At 51.3% G+C, this 18568-nt stretch carries 11 protein-coding genes, 11 tRNA genes and 1 rRNA gene (1 of these 23 cut by a window edge); all 23 read right to left on the reverse strand.

Annotated elements, in window-relative coordinates:
* Positions 1–21: 21 nt before the first annotated feature.
* Positions 22–1854 carry a glutamine--fructose-6-phosphate transaminase (isomerizing) gene (glmS, locus tag ACR9FF_RS27335; RefSeq protein ID WP_435166939.1) on the reverse strand — a complete coding sequence of 611 codons (1833 nt, stop codon included), beginning with the start codon at positions 1852–1854 and terminating at the stop codon, positions 22–24.
* Positions 1855–2532: 678 nt separating this feature from the next.
* Complete coding sequence (gene glmM / locus ACR9FF_RS27340) at positions 2533–3873, reverse strand: phosphoglucosamine mutase (RefSeq protein ID WP_435166942.1); 1341 nt, start codon at positions 3871–3873, stop codon at positions 2533–2535.
* Between the two features lie 127 nt (positions 3874–4000).
* Entirely contained in the window at positions 4001–5464 is a 1464-nt protein-coding gene (locus tag ACR9FF_RS27345) for a CdaR family protein (RefSeq protein WP_435166945.1), read from the reverse strand.
* Positions 5457–6311 carry a diadenylate cyclase CdaA gene (cdaA, locus tag ACR9FF_RS27350; protein ID WP_201009147.1) on the reverse strand — a complete coding sequence of 285 codons (855 nt, stop codon included), beginning with the start codon at positions 6309–6311 and terminating at the stop codon, positions 5457–5459. Before cdaA ends, ACR9FF_RS27345 begins: the two co-directional genes overlap by 8 nt.
* Before the next feature lie 207 nt (positions 6312–6518).
* On the reverse strand, positions 6519–7151 hold the full coding sequence (locus ACR9FF_RS27355; RefSeq protein WP_127492409.1) for a zf-HC2 domain-containing protein: 633 nt from the start codon (positions 7149–7151) through the stop codon (positions 6519–6521).
* Between the two features lie 93 nt (positions 7152–7244).
* Positions 7245–7811, reverse strand: coding sequence for an RNA polymerase sigma factor SigW (sigW, locus tag ACR9FF_RS27360; protein ID WP_015847179.1), 567 nt, complete (start codon positions 7809–7811; stop codon positions 7245–7247).
* A gap of 109 nt (positions 7812–7920) precedes the next feature.
* Positions 7921–8832, reverse strand: coding sequence for an EamA family transporter (locus ACR9FF_RS27365; RefSeq protein WP_127492407.1), 912 nt, complete (start codon positions 8830–8832; stop codon positions 7921–7923).
* Between the two features lie 125 nt (positions 8833–8957).
* Entirely contained in the window at positions 8958–10082 is a 1125-nt protein-coding gene (locus tag ACR9FF_RS27370) for a S1C family serine protease (RefSeq protein WP_435166951.1), read from the reverse strand.
* Between the two features lie 290 nt (positions 10083–10372).
* Complete coding sequence (gene ppc / locus ACR9FF_RS27375; protein WP_127492403.1) at positions 10373–13183, reverse strand: phosphoenolpyruvate carboxylase; 2811 nt, start codon at positions 13181–13183, stop codon at positions 10373–10375.
* Positions 13184–13369: 186 nt separating this feature from the next.
* Positions 13370–13443 (reverse strand) — tRNA-Gly (locus ACR9FF_RS27380).
* Between the two features lie 8 nt (positions 13444–13451).
* Positions 13452–13528, reverse strand: a tRNA-Pro gene (locus ACR9FF_RS27385).
* A gap of 28 nt (positions 13529–13556) precedes the next feature.
* Positions 13557–13633, reverse strand: a tRNA-Arg gene (locus ACR9FF_RS27390).
* 6 nt (positions 13634–13639) lie between these two features.
* Positions 13640–13714: transfer RNA gene (locus tag ACR9FF_RS27395), tRNA-Gly, on the reverse strand.
* 157 nt (positions 13715–13871) lie between these two features.
* Entirely contained in the window at positions 13872–14723 is an 852-nt protein-coding gene (locus tag ACR9FF_RS27400) for an ABC transporter ATP-binding protein (RefSeq protein WP_435166955.1), read from the reverse strand.
* Positions 14724–14918: 195 nt separating this feature from the next.
* Positions 14919–15653: an oxygen-insensitive NADPH nitroreductase gene (gene nfsA, locus ACR9FF_RS27405; RefSeq protein WP_435166958.1), complete on the reverse strand. Its 735-nt coding sequence runs from the start codon at positions 15651–15653 to the stop codon at positions 14919–14921.
* 92 nt (positions 15654–15745) lie between these two features.
* Positions 15746–15828: transfer RNA gene (locus ACR9FF_RS27410), tRNA-Leu, on the reverse strand.
* Between the two features lie 24 nt (positions 15829–15852).
* Positions 15853–15925, reverse strand: a tRNA-Lys gene (locus ACR9FF_RS27415).
* A gap of 9 nt (positions 15926–15934) precedes the next feature.
* Positions 15935–16009, reverse strand: a tRNA-Gln gene (locus ACR9FF_RS27420).
* 9 nt (positions 16010–16018) lie between these two features.
* Positions 16019–16094 (reverse strand) — tRNA-Val (locus ACR9FF_RS27425).
* A gap of 33 nt (positions 16095–16127) precedes the next feature.
* Positions 16128–16202, reverse strand: a tRNA-Glu gene (locus tag ACR9FF_RS27430).
* 14 nt (positions 16203–16216) lie between these two features.
* A tRNA-Thr gene (locus ACR9FF_RS27435) sits at positions 16217–16292 on the reverse strand.
* Positions 16293–16295: 3 nt separating this feature from the next.
* Positions 16296–16371: transfer RNA gene (locus ACR9FF_RS27440), tRNA-Asn, on the reverse strand.
* Between the two features lie 126 nt (positions 16372–16497).
* A 23S ribosomal RNA gene (locus ACR9FF_RS27445) occupies positions 16498–18568 on the reverse strand (it continues 863 nt past the right edge of the window).

The raw sequence follows: 18568 nt of genomic DNA on the forward strand, positions 1-18568 counted from the left end.
TCATAACATCCTATTTAAACCTTATTCCACCGTAACCGACTTCGCGAGGTTACGCGGTTTATCAACATCATGGCCAAGTGCCAGCGATGCATAGTAAGAGATCAGCTGCAGCGGCACAACCGACAGGGCTGGTGCCAAGATCGGCAAAGTTTTCGGAATCGCGAACAATTCGTCAACCGATTTGCCAACCTCCGCTTCGCTGCCTGCATTCGCAAGACCAAAGACATGCGCGCCGCGTGCTTTTACTTCCTTGATGTTGCTCAGCGTTTTTTCGTACAGCTCTTCCTGCGTGACAAGCGCGATGACCGGAATACCGTCCTCGATCAAGGCCAGCGTACCGTGCTTCAGCTCGCCCGCCGCGTACGCTTCGGAGTGAATGTACGAAATTTCTTTCAGCTTCAGCGAGCCTTCTTGCGCAACCGCATAGTCAACGCCGCGGCCGATGAAGAACAGGCTCTTATGATGCGAGATCGACTCCGCTACTTGCTTCAGAACCGGAGCGTTTTCGAGAATGCTCTCTACTTGCTCGGGAAGCTCATTCATTGCTGCAATGAGACCGGTAACGGTTGCTTCGTCTTTTGTGCCCAGGATGGTAGCCAAGTGCAGACCAAACAGATAGAAGGCAATCAGCTGCGAAGTATACGCTTTTGTCGATGCTACCGCGATTTCCGGACCTGCCCAAGTAACGAGCACATCGTCTGCTTCGCGGGCAACCGAGCTGCCTACAACGTTCGTGATCGCGAGAACGCGGGCACCGTTGCGCTGCGCTTCGCGAAGCGCAGCCAGCGTATCCGCTGTTTCGCCCGATTGGCTTACGACGATAACAAGCGTGTCAGGCGTAATAATTGGCGAACGGTAACGGTATTCGGATGCTACATCCGTCTCAACCGGAATGCGAGCGAGCGATTCGATAACCGTTTTGCCAACCATGCCTGCATGATAAGCCGTACCGCAAGCAACGATATGCACTTTGCGAATCGACTTCACGTAATCCGCCGTCATTGTCAGCTCTTTCAGGTTTACGGACTTTCCATCTTCCGCAATGCGGCCCAGCATGGTGTCACGGTAAGCCTTCGGCTGCTCGTAAATTTCTTTCAGCATAAAATGATCAAATCCGGCTTTCTCCGCTGTCACAAGATCCCAATCGACATGGTATATTTCCTTGGAAATAAATTCGCCTTCTGTCGTCATGAGTTCGACACTATCGCGTGTCAATACAGCCATTTCGCCGTCGTTCAAGATGTATACATTTCGAGTATGCTCCAAAATTGCCGGAATATCCGACCCGATAAAGTTCTCGCCTTCGCCGATGCCGATAACAAGCGGGCTTGCAAAACGAACCGCAACCAGACGTTCTGGTTCGTATTCCGTCAATACGCCAAGCGCAAACGCGCCGCGCATGCGTTTAACGGCACGTTGTACCGCTTCGACAATGTTGCCGTCGTATTCGTCTGCAACGAGGTGCGAGATAACCTCCGTGTCCGTCTCCGACACAAAACGATGTCCTTTCGCCATCAGCTCATCTTTCAGATCCAGGTAGTTTTCGACAATGCCGTTATGCACGACCGAGAACTTCGCCGAGTTATCCGTATGAGGATGCGAATTAACGTCCGATGGCTTGCCATGAGTAGCCCAGCGCGTATGTCCGATGCCAACCGACCCGGCAAGCGGCTCATCACGCAGTTTATCTTCCAAGACAGCCAGACGGCCTTTGGATTTCTTGATCTCCAGTCCGTTCGTTGTGAATACCGCAATACCGGCGGAGTCGTAACCGCGGTATTCCAGCTTCTTAAGTCCTTCGATCAAAATATCCTGAGAATCACGTTTACCAATATATCCTACAATACCACACATATATAAAGACCTCCGATAATCAATAGTAGTCTCCCCACTATGACTATGGCTGCCAGCCTATATGCGGCACAGGCGTTATTTTCCCTTTTGCCCGTGCCAACCTCTCAGGCGGCACCATAGACATACGGGAGCATGTTTGTAAAAAACCTCGAAATGAACAAAATGATCAATAAGTGCAGCCTGCCGAACGTTTGTGAGATCGGTCGCCCAATCTTTTTGCGTATCGGCTTTCGGTTGGCTTTGCGATAACCGGAAGGTCCCCGCCGAATAATTCGAACACCTTCACCTCGTCAGCTTCCTCGTGTGACCCTCTCCGATCTTGTAAATAAGATTGGAAGGCGTCATCCCCCTTGAAGCTCTGGCGCTTATAAAACGTTAATTTTAACCTCTATCCTCGCTTTCCTGCTTGAATCATACTTCCTATCATATTCACTTTCGACTTGTTTCGCAACCTGAACTTTAGGCGCAGGACGAACAACGCCCTTATTTTCCCCTAACAATATACGCCTTCTCGTCCGAATTGCCCAAGCCTAGTCCTGCATTTGCCCAAACTTCTCAAGAAAATGAATTCCCTTACATTACCTATATATTCATTGGCCTAGCCGCGCATGTAAAAAGTCTCCACGGAATCGTGGAGACTTTCGCATGCGTATGCAAAGGCTTTAAGCCCGCTAACGTTTAGCCTAATTGCTCTTTCACGACGTTTACGATTCGTGCCACATACTCCTCGATCTGGTCCTTATCCGGGCCTTCCGCCATAACGCGGATCAGAGACTCCGTGCCGGAAGGTCGAACAAGCACGCGGCCGTTATCGCCAAGCTCCTTCTCAACCTGCTCTACGGCGTTGCCAATTGCTTCATTTCCCGCGTACAGGCTCTTGTCCGCTACGCGAACGTTCACCAGCACCTGCGGATATTTGCTCATCAGCGTTTTTAACGCGCTTAGCTTCTTACCGGATGCCACGAGAGTATCAACCAGCTGCAGAGCCGTCAGAATTCCGTCGCCGGTTGTGTTGTAATCCAGGAAGATTACGTGGCCGGACTGTTCGCCGCCGAGGTTAAAGCCGCCGCGGCGCATTTCTTCCATCACGTAACGGTCGCCGACAGCCGTTTGCGCCGTATTCAGATCAAGACGCTGCGTCGCTTTGAAGAACCCGATGTTCGCCATAACGGTTGTCACAATCGTATCGTTATGCAGCTTGCCGGCCCGCTTCATCGCATCGCCGCAGATGCACAGGATGTAGTCGCCGTCTACTTCTTCGCCTTTATCGTCGATCGCAATCAGACGGTCTGCATCGCCGTCAAACGAGAGACCAAGGTCCGCGCCATGCGCCAGAACCTGCTCGCGCAAATATTCCGGATGCGTCGAGCCAACGCCCGCATTGATGTTGCGGCCGTCCGGCTCTGCGCCCACGGTAATAATCTCCGCGCCAAGCTCGCGGAATACTTTCGGCGCCAGCTCGTAAGCTGAGCCATGCGCGCAGTCGAGAACGATTTTGAGGCCGCCGAAATCGCCTTTAATCGTTGTTTTCAAGTAATCGAGGTAACGGAATTTCGCCTGATCGTCGTTCGTTACCGCACCGATATCGCCGCCGATTGGACGAGGCAGCTCATCCACTTCGGCATCGATCAGACGCTCGATTTCAAGCTCCGTCTCGTCGGACAGCTTGAAGCCGTCGCCGCCAAAGAACTTGATGCCGTTATCCTGAACCGGGTTATGCGAAGCCGAGATCATAACGCCCGCATCCGCTTTAAGCTCGCGCGTAATGTACGCAACCGCAGGAGTCGATACAACGCCAAGACGAATAACGCTTGCGCCAATCGACAGAAGACCCGCAATAAGAGCAGCCTCCAGCATCGGACCCGAGATCCGCGTATCCAGGCCGATAACCACTTTAGGCTTATCCGCCTGTCCTGTTAATACGTAACCGCCGCAGCGGCCGATTTTATAAGCAAGCTCCGGAGTCAGCTCCTGATTGGCTACTCCGCGCACTCCGTCCGTTCCAAAATATTTCCCCATCGTTTCTCATGCCCCTTTTGTCGTTAAATCTGCTGCTGCAAATGGCCTATTCCATATCCTACTCCATCTGAGGCTGCTTTTGAACTACTATTAATTACCGCTTTTCCCGCTTCCATGCTTCCATTCCTTAATGGCCGGTATCCGGATCGGCCTCGGTGTCCGTGCTCGAAGAAGGATCAGGACTGGAGCCTGTATTCGTGCCCGAACCATTTCCGGAGCCATTTCCGGCACCGTTTCCTGCTCCCGTATCCGTATCCGGCGGCGGCGAAGGCGTATCCTCCGGCTGACCGCCGGCCGGGACATCCCCGTTGCCATTATTGCTGCCGCCGCCGGCCGTGTTATTCCCGCTAGGGGCGTTTTTGTCCGCAATATCAAGCGTCACCGTATATTTCTGCGATTCATCGGCTAGGTCGATAAACCGCGGCAGCTTCACGAGAAGCGGAAACGTCGCTTGGCCAATCTTGGCACCGCTCAGATCCGCTATAAGCCGGACATCATTAGCCTGAATAGCCGCAAGCATATTTGGCGCGCCGCGAACCGTTATCGAGATATGGCCGTTTGCCGGATCCTTAAAGGCAGTCTTCAGCCCATCGGGCAAATCATTCAAGATTACGCTACGGTCCAATGTCAGCGTCTGGGATGGCACAACCTTAACCTCCACATCGATCTCTGACGGCTCAACCATCTTCACGTCGCCAACTGCCGTTACCTTTGCTTTGACGGTACCGGATTCCTTGATCTTCGACAAATCAACCGTCACGCCGCCGGTATAAGTATCCATGGAATCCAGCAGCTTCTGATCCCCGTATACGGCGACTTTATCGATATCCGCCTTTATTGAACTGACGCTTAGTCCATTCGGGAGACTGCCGGTGTAGCTGATCTGCAGCGGCATTGTTTTGAGCGGAGGAGTTACCGGTACCTCGACCTCTACCGTAGAAGGGCGTATTATCGCATGATCCATTGCTTCGCCTTCCGTATCGTAGACAACAACCTGCGCTTTTTTATTCACAACGTTCTTCTCCGAGCCTTCGATATCAACGGTTGTACGCACGGCCCCGACAAGAGCCATCTCGTCCTTCGGCAGAGTAACGTTTACGATTGTTCCCGATTTCACCGTTGGCGTACCGGCAATATAACCGTTCGCAGGCGTCCCTTCCGTTGCGACCCCAAGCTCGAACGTCTTCGTCTCGATCTCTACAATATCCACTGTAGCGGAACGCGGCGACATTTCAATCAGACTAATGCCCTTGGGCAAATCATAGGTCAGCGGCACCACATGCTCGCCTGGCGTCACGTGGCTTAAATCCAGATGTACCGCATAATCCTCGTCCTTCATCGTCAACAGATTCGCTTTGCGTCCTTCGACGACCAGCCGGACCACGGTAGGTTCTACATTTACGAGTGCGTATTTCGTTTCGTCCAGTCCGGTCGGAATAACCGAGGCGGCCTCAATGACTTTTGTATCCATCGTGGAAGTCACCGTGGCCGGGGTCGATTCCGGGTCAAAATGGACCATAGCCCATAGAAGCAGCGCAATCGCCACGGAAAGAATCTTAAGTATCGTCGGATGACTTAACCACTTATCCATCGCGGCCTCCTTTCCGCTTCCAGAACGAAGAGAATGAGAACGAGGACACGGTTGCCCGCTCCTTGCCGTTTGTCTGTTTCGGCGTCAGCTCTTCGAACAGCTTGGAAATAAGCGATTCTTCCTTAATATCGCGGACAATCATTCCGTTAATCGCGAGGGAGACTTGTCCCGTCTCTTCCGACACGATAACCGCGATGGCGTCACTCACCTCGCTTACCCCGATCGCTGCGCGATGGCGCGTCCCCAGCTCTTTGCTGATAAACGGATTTTCCGAAAGCGGCAAATAACAGCCCGCAGCCATAATCTGATTGCCCCGGATAATCACAGCCCCGTCGTGCAGCGGCGTATTTGGCGTAAAAATATTTATGAGCAGCTCTGACGTAATCCGCGATTCCATCTGAATCCCGGATTCGATCAGCTCGCTGACTCCCGTATTTCGTTCAAAAACAATCAATGCCCCGATGGTCCGCTGAGCCATATGCTGAACAGCCTTCATTACGCTCTCGACCTGTTCGGCTATAAGATCCCGCTCGAGCGTAGACGTACGGGCAAACAGCTTCCCGCGTCCCAATTGCTCAAGCGCGCGCCGAAGCTCCGGCTGGAAAATAATAAATACCGCCAGGACGCCAAAAGTAAACATCTGGTTCATCAGCCATTTCAGCGTATACAGATTAAACCAGGTACTTATCGCCCAGGTGCCAACCAGGACCAGAATCCCTTTCAATAGCTGGACTGCCCTCGTGCCTCTCACCAGCAAAATCAATTTATAGATAATATAACTGACGATGCCGATATCAATGATGTCCTTTATCCAGCCATTCCAAGTCAAATCATTGAAGTAATTCATAGATCAACCCCCAAACTGCCGACGACAACTCATCATTTAAGTAAGTATAAGATTTCTCTATCTTCCGCCTATATTTCACCCGCGAAACGTACGACGCTCCATCATGCGTTTTTTTGGACTCAACTTTATTCTTTTCTAGAATTGCACTTCGAAACCCTTTTTTTCATAAAAAAAATAACCGCCTCTCTGCAAGAGAGGCAGTTCGTCCTAAGAAGCCAATCCGCTGAACGTTTCCGTCACTTTGTACCAGAACCAGTCTAGCGCCTGATCAATGGTCCGGCTTTGTCCTGCGATGTACCCCGTTGATGCCAGGTTGAGGCTGCCGTCGATGACCGTTACGTTGCCTTCCACTTCGCCTTTCACATCGGCCGTTCCATTCTCGACAACCAGATTCCCCTTCACGTGGGCGCCTTCCGGTACCGTAACCGTGTTACCGTTAATAACGACCTGCTGAAGATCTTCTCCGGATACAATCAGCTTGGAATCCTGTTCCCATATCGAAGTGAAGCTGCCAAGCATGACAAGCACGAACAACGCGGCAGCCGTAAGACCCGGATACTTGTAGATGAACCGGAGCACGCCGCGACGCTCTTTTGTTTTTGCCGGTTTTGGCAGCTGCGCCATAATACGGTCGGTCAGGGCTGATTTATCATAATCGGGAATGGAAACGGTATGCTCTAGCGTACCCAGCATCATCGCTTCCGTTTTCTCCAGCTGTTCAAAGCGGGCCAGGCAAGCGGGACATGAGTGCAAATGACTTTTTAGTTCTTGCGCATCTTCACGCGGCAGATCGCCGTCCAAATAATCATGCATCCATACAACCGCGACGTTGCAATTCATAGCAGCCAGTCCTTTCTTTCGTTTGCTCGCGCATAAGCTCTTCACATTTATAGAGTACGTACAGCTCGCATCAGATGTTTCACTTTTTTTAAGCTATAACTTGTGTTCCAGCTTTTTCCGCAGAAACTCCCTGCCGCGGTGGACACGCGTCTTGATTGTCGTGACAGGCATATCCAGAACATCGCCAATCTCCTGCAGGGACATCTCTTGAATGTAGCGAAGCATCATAATCGTCTTATACTTTGGAGGAAGCGATTCGATGGATTCGTGAATAATCCGCTGAGTCTCCGACAGCAGAAGCTCGGATTCCGGCGTACGGTCATCGCTCGGGATCATGGAATAGCCATCCAGGCCCTCATGATCCGTAGACTCCGCATCCAGCGAATAAGAAGGCTTCCGCTTCCTCAGCCGGTCGATACAAAGATTCGTCGCAATTCGGTAAATCCACGTTGAGAATTTGAGCGACTCGTCGTATCGTTCCAGATTTTTATAGACGCGCAGGAACGTTTCCTGAACGACGTCTTCCGCCTCCTGGCGGTTATATAACATTCGGTAGGCCATATGGAACAGCTTGTCCTGATACAGACCTACAAGCTCAGCAAATGCCCGCTGGTCGCCTTTCAACGCTAATCTGGCGAGACGGGCTTCCAATACATTCACTATTCATCCTCCTACAAAGAATTAACACGCGCATTTCGTGTTAATTCTTACTTCGTAAGCATGGTCCAATCACGCGCATTTCGTGTTAATTCTTACTTCGTAAGCATGGTCACGCGGCTTGCCGCCTTAGGCGCGCACCGTATTCGGCCACCACGATACCGCCCAGTATAAGCAATATGCCCGCTGTACCGATTAACGTTATCGGTTCCCCTAGAATCAGCCATGCGCTTACCACGGCAAAAGGCAGCTCCGTCGCTCCAAGCATGGATGCCAGCCCGCTTCCTACCCGGGGAATACCGGCATTAAAGAAAACGGTCGGCATGACCTGCCCTAGCAGCCCGAGCGCGAATCCCCATTCCAGAAGCCCCCATTGCTGGTCAACGCCATCAAATGCCTTATAGCCGTACAACACAAGAATCACAATAAATCCGAATGACATCATTAGAGCTGACTTAAAGACAGGATCATAGCCAGGAGCAACCCTGCCCGCCAGAAACAGAAACAGGCTGTATGAGAACGCCGATGCCAGTCCATATCCAACACCAGCCCAATCCATATCCGTAAGTTTATTCTGGAGCAGTCCGGCAGCCAGCACCGTTCCTGCCATGGCCATAACGATAGCCGCCCATTGCCATTTCGTCGGCCATTTCCGGCCCCGCAAACTTTCTAGCAAAATCGTAATCCACATGAACTGAAAAAGCAAGACAATTGAGAAGGAAGCATCCAATCTCTCCAGGGTTTGATTATATAATACGGTTGTCATGCTTAAGCCAAAAATACCGGTAAACGCTAAAGCCGCCCAATGCTTCAAGCTGAATGCCAGCTTGCTCCACGAGCTTGGCCGCAGAAGGAGAAGAACCCACAGAAGCGCCGCACCCATCCCGACCTGATGCACCGTAATTTGCTGAAAGGTATAGTCATGTCCGTAGGCAAGCTTTAGCACCGGCGACATAATTCCGTAGCATGCCGCTGCGGCAATAACCATCACAACGCCCGTCCAATAGCCGGATGAAGTTTTCATCGAACAAAAACCTCCATTCGCATCTGATCTATTATATCGGTTCTCCGCCTTCAAAAGCAAAAACAAAACGAAGAGGCGCGATAGCGGCCTCTTCGTTTCCTTAACCTTATGAATGGATAATGGCATTATGCGCTTTTGCCAAGCAATTGCTTGAGGGTTTCTTGAATCGTGCTGGTTGGAATAGCAAATCCGATACCTTGCGCTTCCGCATTCACGGCTGTATTAATACCGATGACCTCGCCTTTTGCATTCAACAGCGGTCCGCCGGAGTTACCCGGGTTGATCGAAGCATCCGTTTGCAGCAGATGCTCGTATTGATGCTCGGTGCCATCATCTTCGCTGATTGTAATCGGACGTTCCTTCGCGCTAAGTACTCCAACGGTCATTGTGTGGTCGAATCCATACGGATTGCCGATGGCGATAACCCAATCCCCGATAGCGGTTTGATCGGAATCACCAATGGCAAGAGTCGGGAATGCTTTGGAGCCTGTAATTTTCAATACGGCTAAGTCTTGATCCGCATTCTCGCCCACAACCTCTGCCACAAACGGCTCGTCATAACCCTCTACTTGCACCTTCACTTGCGCGGCGCCTTCAACAACATGGTCATTGGTCAGGATATAACCGGAGGATTCGAAAAAGAACCCCGTCCCCGTTCCTGCGAGCTGTAAATTCGAGCTATCCGTGGAATCGGATTGGCCGCTGCCGCTTGGGGACTGCGGTGTTTGGCTAAATCCTTGCCAGCCTCCTCCTCTGCCGCCGAAGCCTCTGCCGTTGCTTTGAACCGGCTCCGTGTAATTCTCGATTTTGACTACGGCAGGGGATGCTGCTTTATATACGTCAGCGATAGAAGCATCAACGTTTGCAGATGCCGTTGTCACGCCGGCCGATTGCTGTGCCGTATTGCTCGCCAGCGTGGTTGCCGCTGCAGGCTGCTGATTACCGGTGAACAGATTTGTTTTATCCGAAGCATACATAAACCCGCTAATTACTACCGCGCCAACTAGGAAAGCCGCAACCATCGCTTTGGCCTGCGATTTCTTTCCCTTCTTCTTGCCGCCGCTGCCGTATCCGCCATCGGAACCACCCGTCCCCATCAGCTGCAATTGATTCTCGTAGGCCTCGCGAAGATTCGCTGCCGAGCGGCTAGGTCCGTAAGTATAGGTGTAGGGCTTATGTTCAGCTGTAGATTCCGTGTTATTTGTATCGTTTCCGTTAACTTGGTTATTTTCGAATTCGTTATGGTTCATCGTAATCGCTCCTTTGTCATTACAATCGCTATTTCGTTCGCAATTGATGTCGCTTGCTTGATTACTATCATGAGGGTTGTACCTTAAATCAAACTTAAGCAGATTTTAAAGGAGGATAAATAATAGGCGAAACAAGGTGAAACGGCTATCGCCGTCATTTGTGGCGTGGCGCGTTTCATTCCGGAGAATTCTAAGCCATTTTATAAGATAAAACTTATAATTTCTTAGAATTTAAAAAAACCGGGAATTCGGCTTGTAATAAGCCGAATTCCCGGTTATAAAGTCTGCTGTTAGCCCGTGTTTCTCAGGCCGGCAGCAATGCCGTTTATGGTAAGAAGTACTTCGCGGAGCAGTTCAGGATCGTCTTCTTCCTTCGCGCGCAGCTCTCTCAGCTCTGTCAGAAGCTGAACTTGCATATAGCTGAGCGGATCCACGTAAGGATTACGCAGACGAATCGATTCCTGAATAACAGGTACGTTGTCCAGAATCTCGTCTTGCCCGGTGATGCTCAAGATCATTTCCGAAGTCAGCTTATATTCGTTCTCGATCTGCGTGAAGATGCGGTCACGAATCGTGCTGTCGGAGATCATATCCGCATACTCCTTCGCAATCGTCAAATCTGCTTTAGCCAATGCCATTTGCAGGTTGTCGATCAGCGAACGGAAGAACGGGAATTTCTCGTACATCGTCTTCAAGGTTTCAAGACGCTGCGCATCATCGCCGGTATATTGCTTCAGGGCAGTACCTGCCGCATACCATGCCGGCAGCAAGTAACGGCTCTGCGTCCATGCAAATACCCAAGGAATTGCGCGGAGGTCTTCAAAGCGGTCGCTGTTTTTCCGTTTAGATGGACGGGAACCGATGTTCAGCTCGCCAACCTCAGGAAGCGGAGTAGACTCTTTGAAGTAAGTCAGGAAGTCCGGATCGCGGAAGATCAGATCCTGATATTTGTTCAGTGCCGTTTCCGAGATCGAACGGGAAATCTCTTCCCACTCTTTCAGCACGGCATCGTCTTGTGCTTGCGGGTATTTCGCAAGACGGGCAGCTGTAACGAGCGCCCATGTTGCCTGCTCCAGGCTGCGGTAAGCAATGCCCTGCATCGAATAACGCGAGGACAATACTTCGCCTTGCTCGGTAATTTTAATGCCGCCGCCAACCGTATGAGGCGGTTGAGCCAGAATACTGCGGTTAAGAGGCATACCGCCACGGCCAAGCGCACCGCCGCGGCCATGGAAGAACTTCAGCTTAATGCCGTATTCGCCGGCAGTTGCCGTAATATCGTTAAGCGCTACGCGCAGCTCCCAGTTCGCCGTTACCGCGCCGCCGTCTTTATTGCTATCGGAGTAACCAAGCATAATTTCATGCAGGTCTCCTCTTGCGGCTACGGCTTGACGATAGATCGGCAGCTCGAAGAGCAGCTTCATGATGCCAGGTGCAGCGTGAAGGTCGTCAATCGTCTCGAAGAGCGGCACGGATTGCAGCGTGCAACGAACGCTGCCGTCTGCTTCCTTGCGGAACAGGCCAACCTCTTTCGCGAAGACCATAACCTCCAGCATGTCGCTGGCGCCTTGTGTCATACTTATCAGATAAGTCGAAATACATTCCGGTCCGAACTCTTGTTGCGCTCTGTAGACCGTGTGATACACGTCCAGGCACTCGCGAGTCGATGCCGAGTAATCCAGATGGGAAGAAGTAAGCGGACGCGGGTCCTCCAGCAATTTGCTGAGCAATTCAATCTTCTCTTCTTCCGACAAGGAACCGTAGTTCTCAGCGATATTCATCTTCGCCAAAATTTCAGCCATCGCATTCTCATGCTCTTGGCTGTGCTGACGGATATCAAGCGTAAGCATATGGAAGCCAAACAGCTCCACTTGGCGTACAAGCTTGCCAATATGCGTATCCGCTACGTAATCGGCAAAATGTCCGCGCAAGCTGCGGTCGATAATGTACAGATCCTCAAGCAGCTCGCTTGCGCTGTTATAACGCATTGCAGAGCCTTTGAGCGATTCGTCACGCGTATTGGCCAGCTTCTCCAGCATAAAGCCCAGCTTAATGCGGTAAGGCTCCTTCGCATTGCGCCACAGGTCGATACACTTAAGCTCAACGTGCTCGCGGTCTTTCTTAATCGAGTTGATCAGCTCTTCGGATACTTCAACCAGGTTCGTGCTGAAGCTCAGAATGCCAACAAGCTCATGCAGCTTTTCTTCGTATTTCTTAATAGCCAGCTGGCGGTTAAGCGTCAGCGTCTCCCATGTGACCTTAGCGGTTACGGACGGGTTGCCGTCGCGGTCTCCGCCTATCCATGAGCCAAAGCGCAGATAGCTTGGTACATGCCAGGACTCGCCCGGATAATATTTCGTAAGATTGCGTTCCAGTTCTTCGTATACGTTAGGAAGCACCTCAAACAGGGTTTCGTCGAAATAATACAACCCGTTGCGCACTTCGTCGATAACAGTTGGCTTACGGTCGCGGAGCTCATCAGTCTGCCACAGAATAAGCACTTCGTTCAGTAGCTTGTCCCGAAGGATCTCGCGTTCGCGGTAAGTCAGAGTCGGATTATCAAGCTCCATTACGTCTTCGGCAATCCGCTTGTGAATATCAAGCACGGCACGACGCGTCGCTTCCGTCGGATGCGCAGTCATTACGAGCTCGAGTGAAATGTTGCTCAAAATTTCTTGAACGCCTTCAACATCGATGTTGCGCTCTTTCAGATCGGAAATCGCGCTCTCAATGGAACCTCGTTGTACACTTTCCCCTGCGGAACGCTCGTAGTCGCGTTTACGGCGAATACGGTGGTTCTGCTCTGCAATGTTGACCAATTGGAAATAGATCGCGAATGCACGAATCACCTGATGGCGAATTTCGGGACTTAATGATGCAATTGTCGTCTTAAACTGTTCAAAAAGCTCAGGTACAAATTCAGCGCGTAACGCTTTACTTGTTTCACGAATTTGCTCGACGATATCCAGCAGTTCGCGGCCGCCTTGATGGACGAGCACTTCCCCAAGTATGTTGCCTAGGAAACGGACGTCTCTGCGCAGCAAATTGTTAGCCTGCGGCCGGTGTTGTGCCGATAAAGTCGATGTTACTTGGTCCGACATACTGATCCTCCTGTACTTTAACGCATTTTCAACTTCTAATCATCATACTACAAAACGGCGCTCGGTTGAAGCCCGGAGCGCCCACTTTCTTTTCAGAAAGCGCGAAAGGCAGCCCCCGCGGGGGCTGCCAATATAAGGGTATAAAATATAAAAACTCCTTCCGGAGAAGGAGATTGTTTGAAAATCTGGAGCGGGTGATGGGAATCGAACCCACGCTATTAGCTTGGAAGGCTAAAGTTCTACCATTGAACTACACCCGCGTATTAAATGGTCGGGATGACACGATTTGAACATGCGACCCCCTGGTCCCAAACCAGGTGCTCTACCAAGCTGAGCTACATCCCGACAAGTATAAGTAAGTATTGATAAAGAATGGCGCGGCCTAAGAGATTCGAACTCCTGACCTTTTGATTCGTAGTCAAACGCTCTATCCAGCTGAGCTAAGGCCGCACATTATGGAGCGGAAGACGGGAATCGAACCCGCGACCCTCGCCTTGGCAAGGCGATGCTCTACCGCTGAGCCACTTCCGCATGTTACTTTCGTTGTCGTTCGCGTTTCGTTATCATCGCGGCGACAAGTAATAATATATCACCTTCAAAAACAAAATGCAACTGTTTTATAAAAGTTTTTTTAAGAAAAGTTTTGAAAAGAAAAAGCCGCGCTTTCCGGCACGGCTTTTCGTTACAATTACGCTCCTGCGGCTGTCAAAATACGTTCAGGTTTTGTATCGGCCATTACTTTATCGGCAGCCGATTCTCCAGCCAATGCATATGGCAGGCAAAGCGGCACGCCTGTACGCGGATCGGGAACGATGTCTGCTTCGATATTAAATACTTCACGCAAAACATCCGGGGTCATAACCTCGGCCGGGGTTCCTTCGCCTACAACAGTACCCTTCTTGATGGCAACCATGTGATGCGCGTAGCGCGACGCATGGTTCAAATCATGGACAACCATAACAACCGTACGGTTGTTCATCTCGTTAAGCTTCTGCAGCAAATGGAGAACCTCCAGCTGATGGGCCATATCGAGGAAGGTCGTTGGTTCGTCGAGGAACAAAATGTCCGTCTCTTGCGCAAGCGCCATTGCGATCCATGCGCGCTGGCGTTGACCGCCGGACAGTTGATCAACCGGGCGATCGGTGAATTCTCCCATGCCTGTCGCTTCAATGGCCCATTGGATAATACCTCGGTCTTCCTTCGTCAAGGAACCAAAGCCCTTCTGATAAGGGAAACGGCCATACGATACAAGCTCGGCAACGGTCAGGCCGTCCGGAGCTGTCGGATTCTGCGGCAAAATCGCAAGCTGCTTCGCCACTTCTTTTGTAGACTGCTTGTGAATCGATCTTCCGTCCAAGAGAACGCTGCCTCCAGATGGATGCATCAACCGCGCCATCGTCTTCAGGATGGTTGATTTACCCGATCCGTTAGAGCCGACAAGGGCTGTAATCTTGCCTTGAGGGATAGCAATATTTAAATTTTGAACGATGAGTCGATCATCATAAGCAATGTCCAGATTCGAAGTCGCAAGACGAATCATTTGACCTGCACGCTCCTTCCGATGCCGTAAGGCAGATCGTGTCATTTATTATGCGCCTGCAGCGCGTCCGTGATAACAATTATCAATTAACTAGGTATAATGATAATCGTTCTCAGATGCGTTGTCAATGACAGAAATGTGATACTTGACCAATCGACATTGGATTAACCGATTTAATGTTTAAGGAGCTAAACCTTACTCGAGCTTAAATCCTTGCTTTTCTAAAAAGGAGCGCATGTGAATGCGTACCGGACCCGCTTTGCCGGCCATTGCCTGTGACCATGCTGTACTGGCCTTTCCGTTCGATCTTTCCTTCATATAAGCGCTTAACGTTTCATCGTAGGTATCGATAGCAGAGTCTATGGCGCCCTGCTTGTAAGTATTCTCGAAATAGACCGCTTGGCGCGGCAGACGCGGCCGGTTAAGCGGAGATTGATCCGGCACGCCAATACACATCCCAAACACCGGGTACACATGCTGCGGGAGCTGTAGAAGCTCAGACACCTGCTCCGGCTGATTTCGGATCCCCCCGATATACACAATCCCAAGTCCGAGAGATTCAGCCGCTATAGCTGCATTCTGCGCCGCTAAGGCCGCATCCACCGTACCGATAATAAAATTCTCCGTCGTGCTTGGCATCTCGTCCTCATAATGTCGTTTAGCTGCCTGCTCCCAGCGGTACAGGTCAGCGCACCAGACGAGGAATACGGGGCTTTCCTCGATATAAGCCTGGTTACCCGCCAGCTTAGCCAGTTCCCTGCGTAGTTCCATGTCCGTAATCCCAATGACGGAATAAGCCTGCATATTGCTTGAAGTAGACGCTTGCTGCGCCGCCGTTAATATGGCATCGAGCTGCTGCTCCGTTACCGGATCCTTCGTAAATTTGCGAATAGAACGGTGCTGCTGCAATAAAGCTATCATTTCGTTCATTATCGATATCTCCTTTGCCCTAATAATGATATGGCTACAATGTAGCACAAAAAAACCTTCAGGACATCTCCTGAAGGTTTGGATGGTAAGTATGGTGCGCGTAGAGGGACTTGAACCCCCACGGTCGCCCGCCAGATCCTAAGTCTGGTGCGTCTGCCAATTCCGCCATACGCGCATGGGTGAAACTTATTAAGAAAAGTGAGCCATGAAGGACTCGAACCTTCGACACCCTGATTAAAAGTCAGGTGCTCTACCAACTGAGCTAATGGCTCGTATTAAAATGGCTGGGGATCAAGGATTCGAACCTTGGAGTGACGGAGTCAAAGTCCGTTGCCTTACCGCTTGGCTAATCCCCAATGTTGTAATGGTGGAGGCTGAGGGGATCGAACCCCCGACCCTCTGCTTGTAAGGCAGATGCTCTCCCAGCTGAGCTAAGCCTCCACAGGCAATAAAGATCCACCGTTTAAGTATATATGGTGACCCGTAGGGGATTCGAACCCCTGTTACCTCCGTGAAAGGGAGGTGTCTTAACCCCTTGACCAACGGGCCTTGAAAAGTGCTTCTGGAGCTCTCAACCGGGATCGAACCGGTGACCTCATCCTTACCATGGATGCACTCTACCTACTGAGCTATGAGAGCGAATGGCTCCCCGAACAGGACTCGAACCTGTGACAACTCGATTAACAGTCGAGTGCTCTACCAACTGAGCTATCAGGGAATACATTCAAAGCTTGCGCCTTGAAAACTGGATGCGAAAGTTTGAATTCCTTAAGTTTCTTGCGGGGTCCCCGAAAAGTAATCGGAATAAGCTGCAACGCTTAACTTCACTTTTTGGGGGTTGTTTTAGGATAAGCCCTCGACCGATTAGTATTCGTCAGCTCCACACATTGCTGTGCTTCCACCCCGAACCTATCAACCTCGTCGTCTTCAAGGGGTCTTACTAATTGGGAAATCTCATCTTGAGGGGGGCTTCACGCTTAGATGCTTTCAGCGCTTATCCCGTCCGTACTTGGCTACCCAGCGGTGCTCCTGGCGGAACAACTGGTACACCAGCGGTACGTCCATCCCGGTCCTCTCGTACTAAGGACAGCTCCTCTCAAATTTCCTGCGCCCGCGACAGATAGGGACCGAACTGTCTCACGACGTTCTGAACCCAGCTCGCGTACCGCTTTAATGGGCGAACAGCCCAACCCTTGGGACCTACTTCAGCCCCAGGATGCGATGAGCCGACATCGAGGTGCCAAACCTCCCCGTCGATGTGGACTCTTGGGGGAGATAAGCCTGTTATCCCCAGGGTAGCTTTTATCCGTTGAGCGATGGCCCTTCCATTCGGTACCACCGGATCACTAAGCCCGACTTTCGTCCCTGCTCGACTTGTTGGTCTCGCAGTCAAGCTCCCTTATGCCTTTGCACTCTCCGAATGATTTCCAACCATTCTGAGGGAACCTTTGGGCGCCTCCGTTACATTTTAGGAGGCGACCGCCCCAGTCAAACTGCCCACCTGACACGGTCCCTCTACCCGATTCAGGGTAGCAGGTTAGAACTCCGATACGATCAGGGTGGTATCCCAACGTCGCCTCCACACAAGCTGGCGCTCATGCTTCTCAGGCTCCCACCTATCCTGTACAGATCGTACCAAAGTCCAATATCAAGCTGCAGTAAAGCTCCATGGGGTCTTTCCGTCTTGTCGCGGGTAACCTGCATCTTCACAGGTATTAAAATTTCACCGGATCTCTCGTTGAGACAGCGCCCAAGTCGTTACGCCATTCGTGCGGGTCAGAATTTACCTGACAAGGAATTTCGCTACCTTAGGACCGTTATAGTTACGGCCGCCGTTTACTGGGGCTTCGGTTCACAGCTTCGGATTGCTCCTAACCGCTCCCCTTAACCTTCCAGCACCGGGCAGGCGTCAGCCCGTATACTTCGCCTTACGGCTTCGCACAGACCTGTGTTTTTGCTAAACAGTCGCTTGGGCCTTTTCACTGCGGCCCCCTCGGGCTATTCACCCTACCGAGGCACCCCTTCTCCCGAAGTTACGGGGTCATTTTGCCGAGTTCCTTAACGAGAGTTCTTCCGCGCGCCTTAGCATGCTCTGCTCGCCTACCTGTGTCGGTTTGCGGTACGGGCACCTTCACCTGGCTAGAGGCTTTTCTTGACAGCCGGAGTACATGACCTTCGCTACTGCAATTTTCGCTCCCCATCACAGCCTAGCTTACGCGAGTTGCGGATTTGCCTACAACTCTGCCTCACTGCTTGGACAGGCTATTCCATCAGCCTGCGTCACTGCCCTTCTGTGTCACCCCATTGCTCATAACGGTTTACGGTGGTACAGGAATTTCAACCTGTTGTCCTTCCACTACGCCTTTCGGCCTCGCGTTAGGTCCCGACTTACCCTGAGTGGACGAGCCTTCCTCAGGAACCCTTAGGCTTTCGGCGGACAAGATTCTCACTTGTCTTTTCGTTACTCATACCGGCATTCTCACTTGAATGCAGTCCACCAGTCCTTCCGGTCTGACTTCAATCCGCATTCAACGCTCCCCTACCCAAGACACAAACGTGTCATGCCATAGCTTCGGTGGTGTGTTTAGCCCCGTTACATTTTCGGCGCAGAGTCACTCGACCAGTGAGCTATTACGCACTCTTTAAATGGTGGCTGCTTCTAAGCCAACATCCTGGTTGTCTTTGCAACTCCACATCCTTTCCCACTTAACACACACTTGGGGACCTTAGCTGATGATCTGGGCTGTTTCCCTCTTGACAATGGATCTTAGCACTCACTGTCTGACTCCCGGTAAACATGTCTATGGCATTCGGAGTTTGACTGGACTTGGTAACCCTTGGCGGGCCCCGCACCCAATCAGTGCTCTACCTCCACGACACTCTTAACCGAGGCTAGCCCTAAAGCTATTTCGGGG

Source organism: Paenibacillus glycanilyticus, from assembly GCF_051200795.1.
Lineage (GTDB): Bacteria > Bacillota > Bacilli > Paenibacillales > Paenibacillaceae > Pristimantibacillus > Pristimantibacillus glycanilyticus.

Coding starts and splice junctions, on each gene's coding strand:
- glmM (WP_435166942.1), bottom strand. CDS start 3,873: ATGGGGAAATATTTTGGAACGGACGGAGTGCGCGGAGTAGCCAATCAG.
- ppc (WP_127492403.1), bottom strand. CDS start 13,183: ATGTCGGACCAAGTAACATCGACTTTATCGGCACAACACCGGCCGCAG.
- ACR9FF_RS27365 (WP_127492407.1), bottom strand. CDS start 8,832: ATGAAAACTTCATCCGGCTATTGGACGGGCGTTGTGATGGTTATTGCC.
- ACR9FF_RS27400 (WP_435166955.1), bottom strand. CDS start 14,723: ATGATTCGTCTTGCGACTTCGAATCTGGACATTGCTTATGATGATCGA.
- glmS (WP_435166939.1), bottom strand. CDS start 1,854: ATGTGTGGTATTGTAGGATATATTGGTAAACGTGATTCTCAGGATATT.
- nfsA (WP_435166958.1), bottom strand. CDS start 15,653: ATGAACGAAATGATAGCTTTATTGCAGCAGCACCGTTCTATTCGCAAA.
- ACR9FF_RS27345 (WP_435166945.1), bottom strand. CDS start 5,464: ATGGATAAGTGGTTAAGTCATCCGACGATACTTAAGATTCTTTCCGTG.
- ACR9FF_RS27370 (WP_435166951.1), bottom strand. CDS start 10,082: ATGAACCATAACGAATTCGAAAATAACCAAGTTAACGGAAACGATACA.
- ACR9FF_RS27355 (WP_127492409.1), bottom strand. CDS start 7,151: ATGAATTGCAACGTCGCGGTTGTATGGATGCATGATTATTTGGACGGC.
- cdaA (WP_201009147.1), bottom strand. CDS start 6,311: ATGAATTACTTCAATGATTTGACTTGGAATGGCTGGATAAAGGACATC.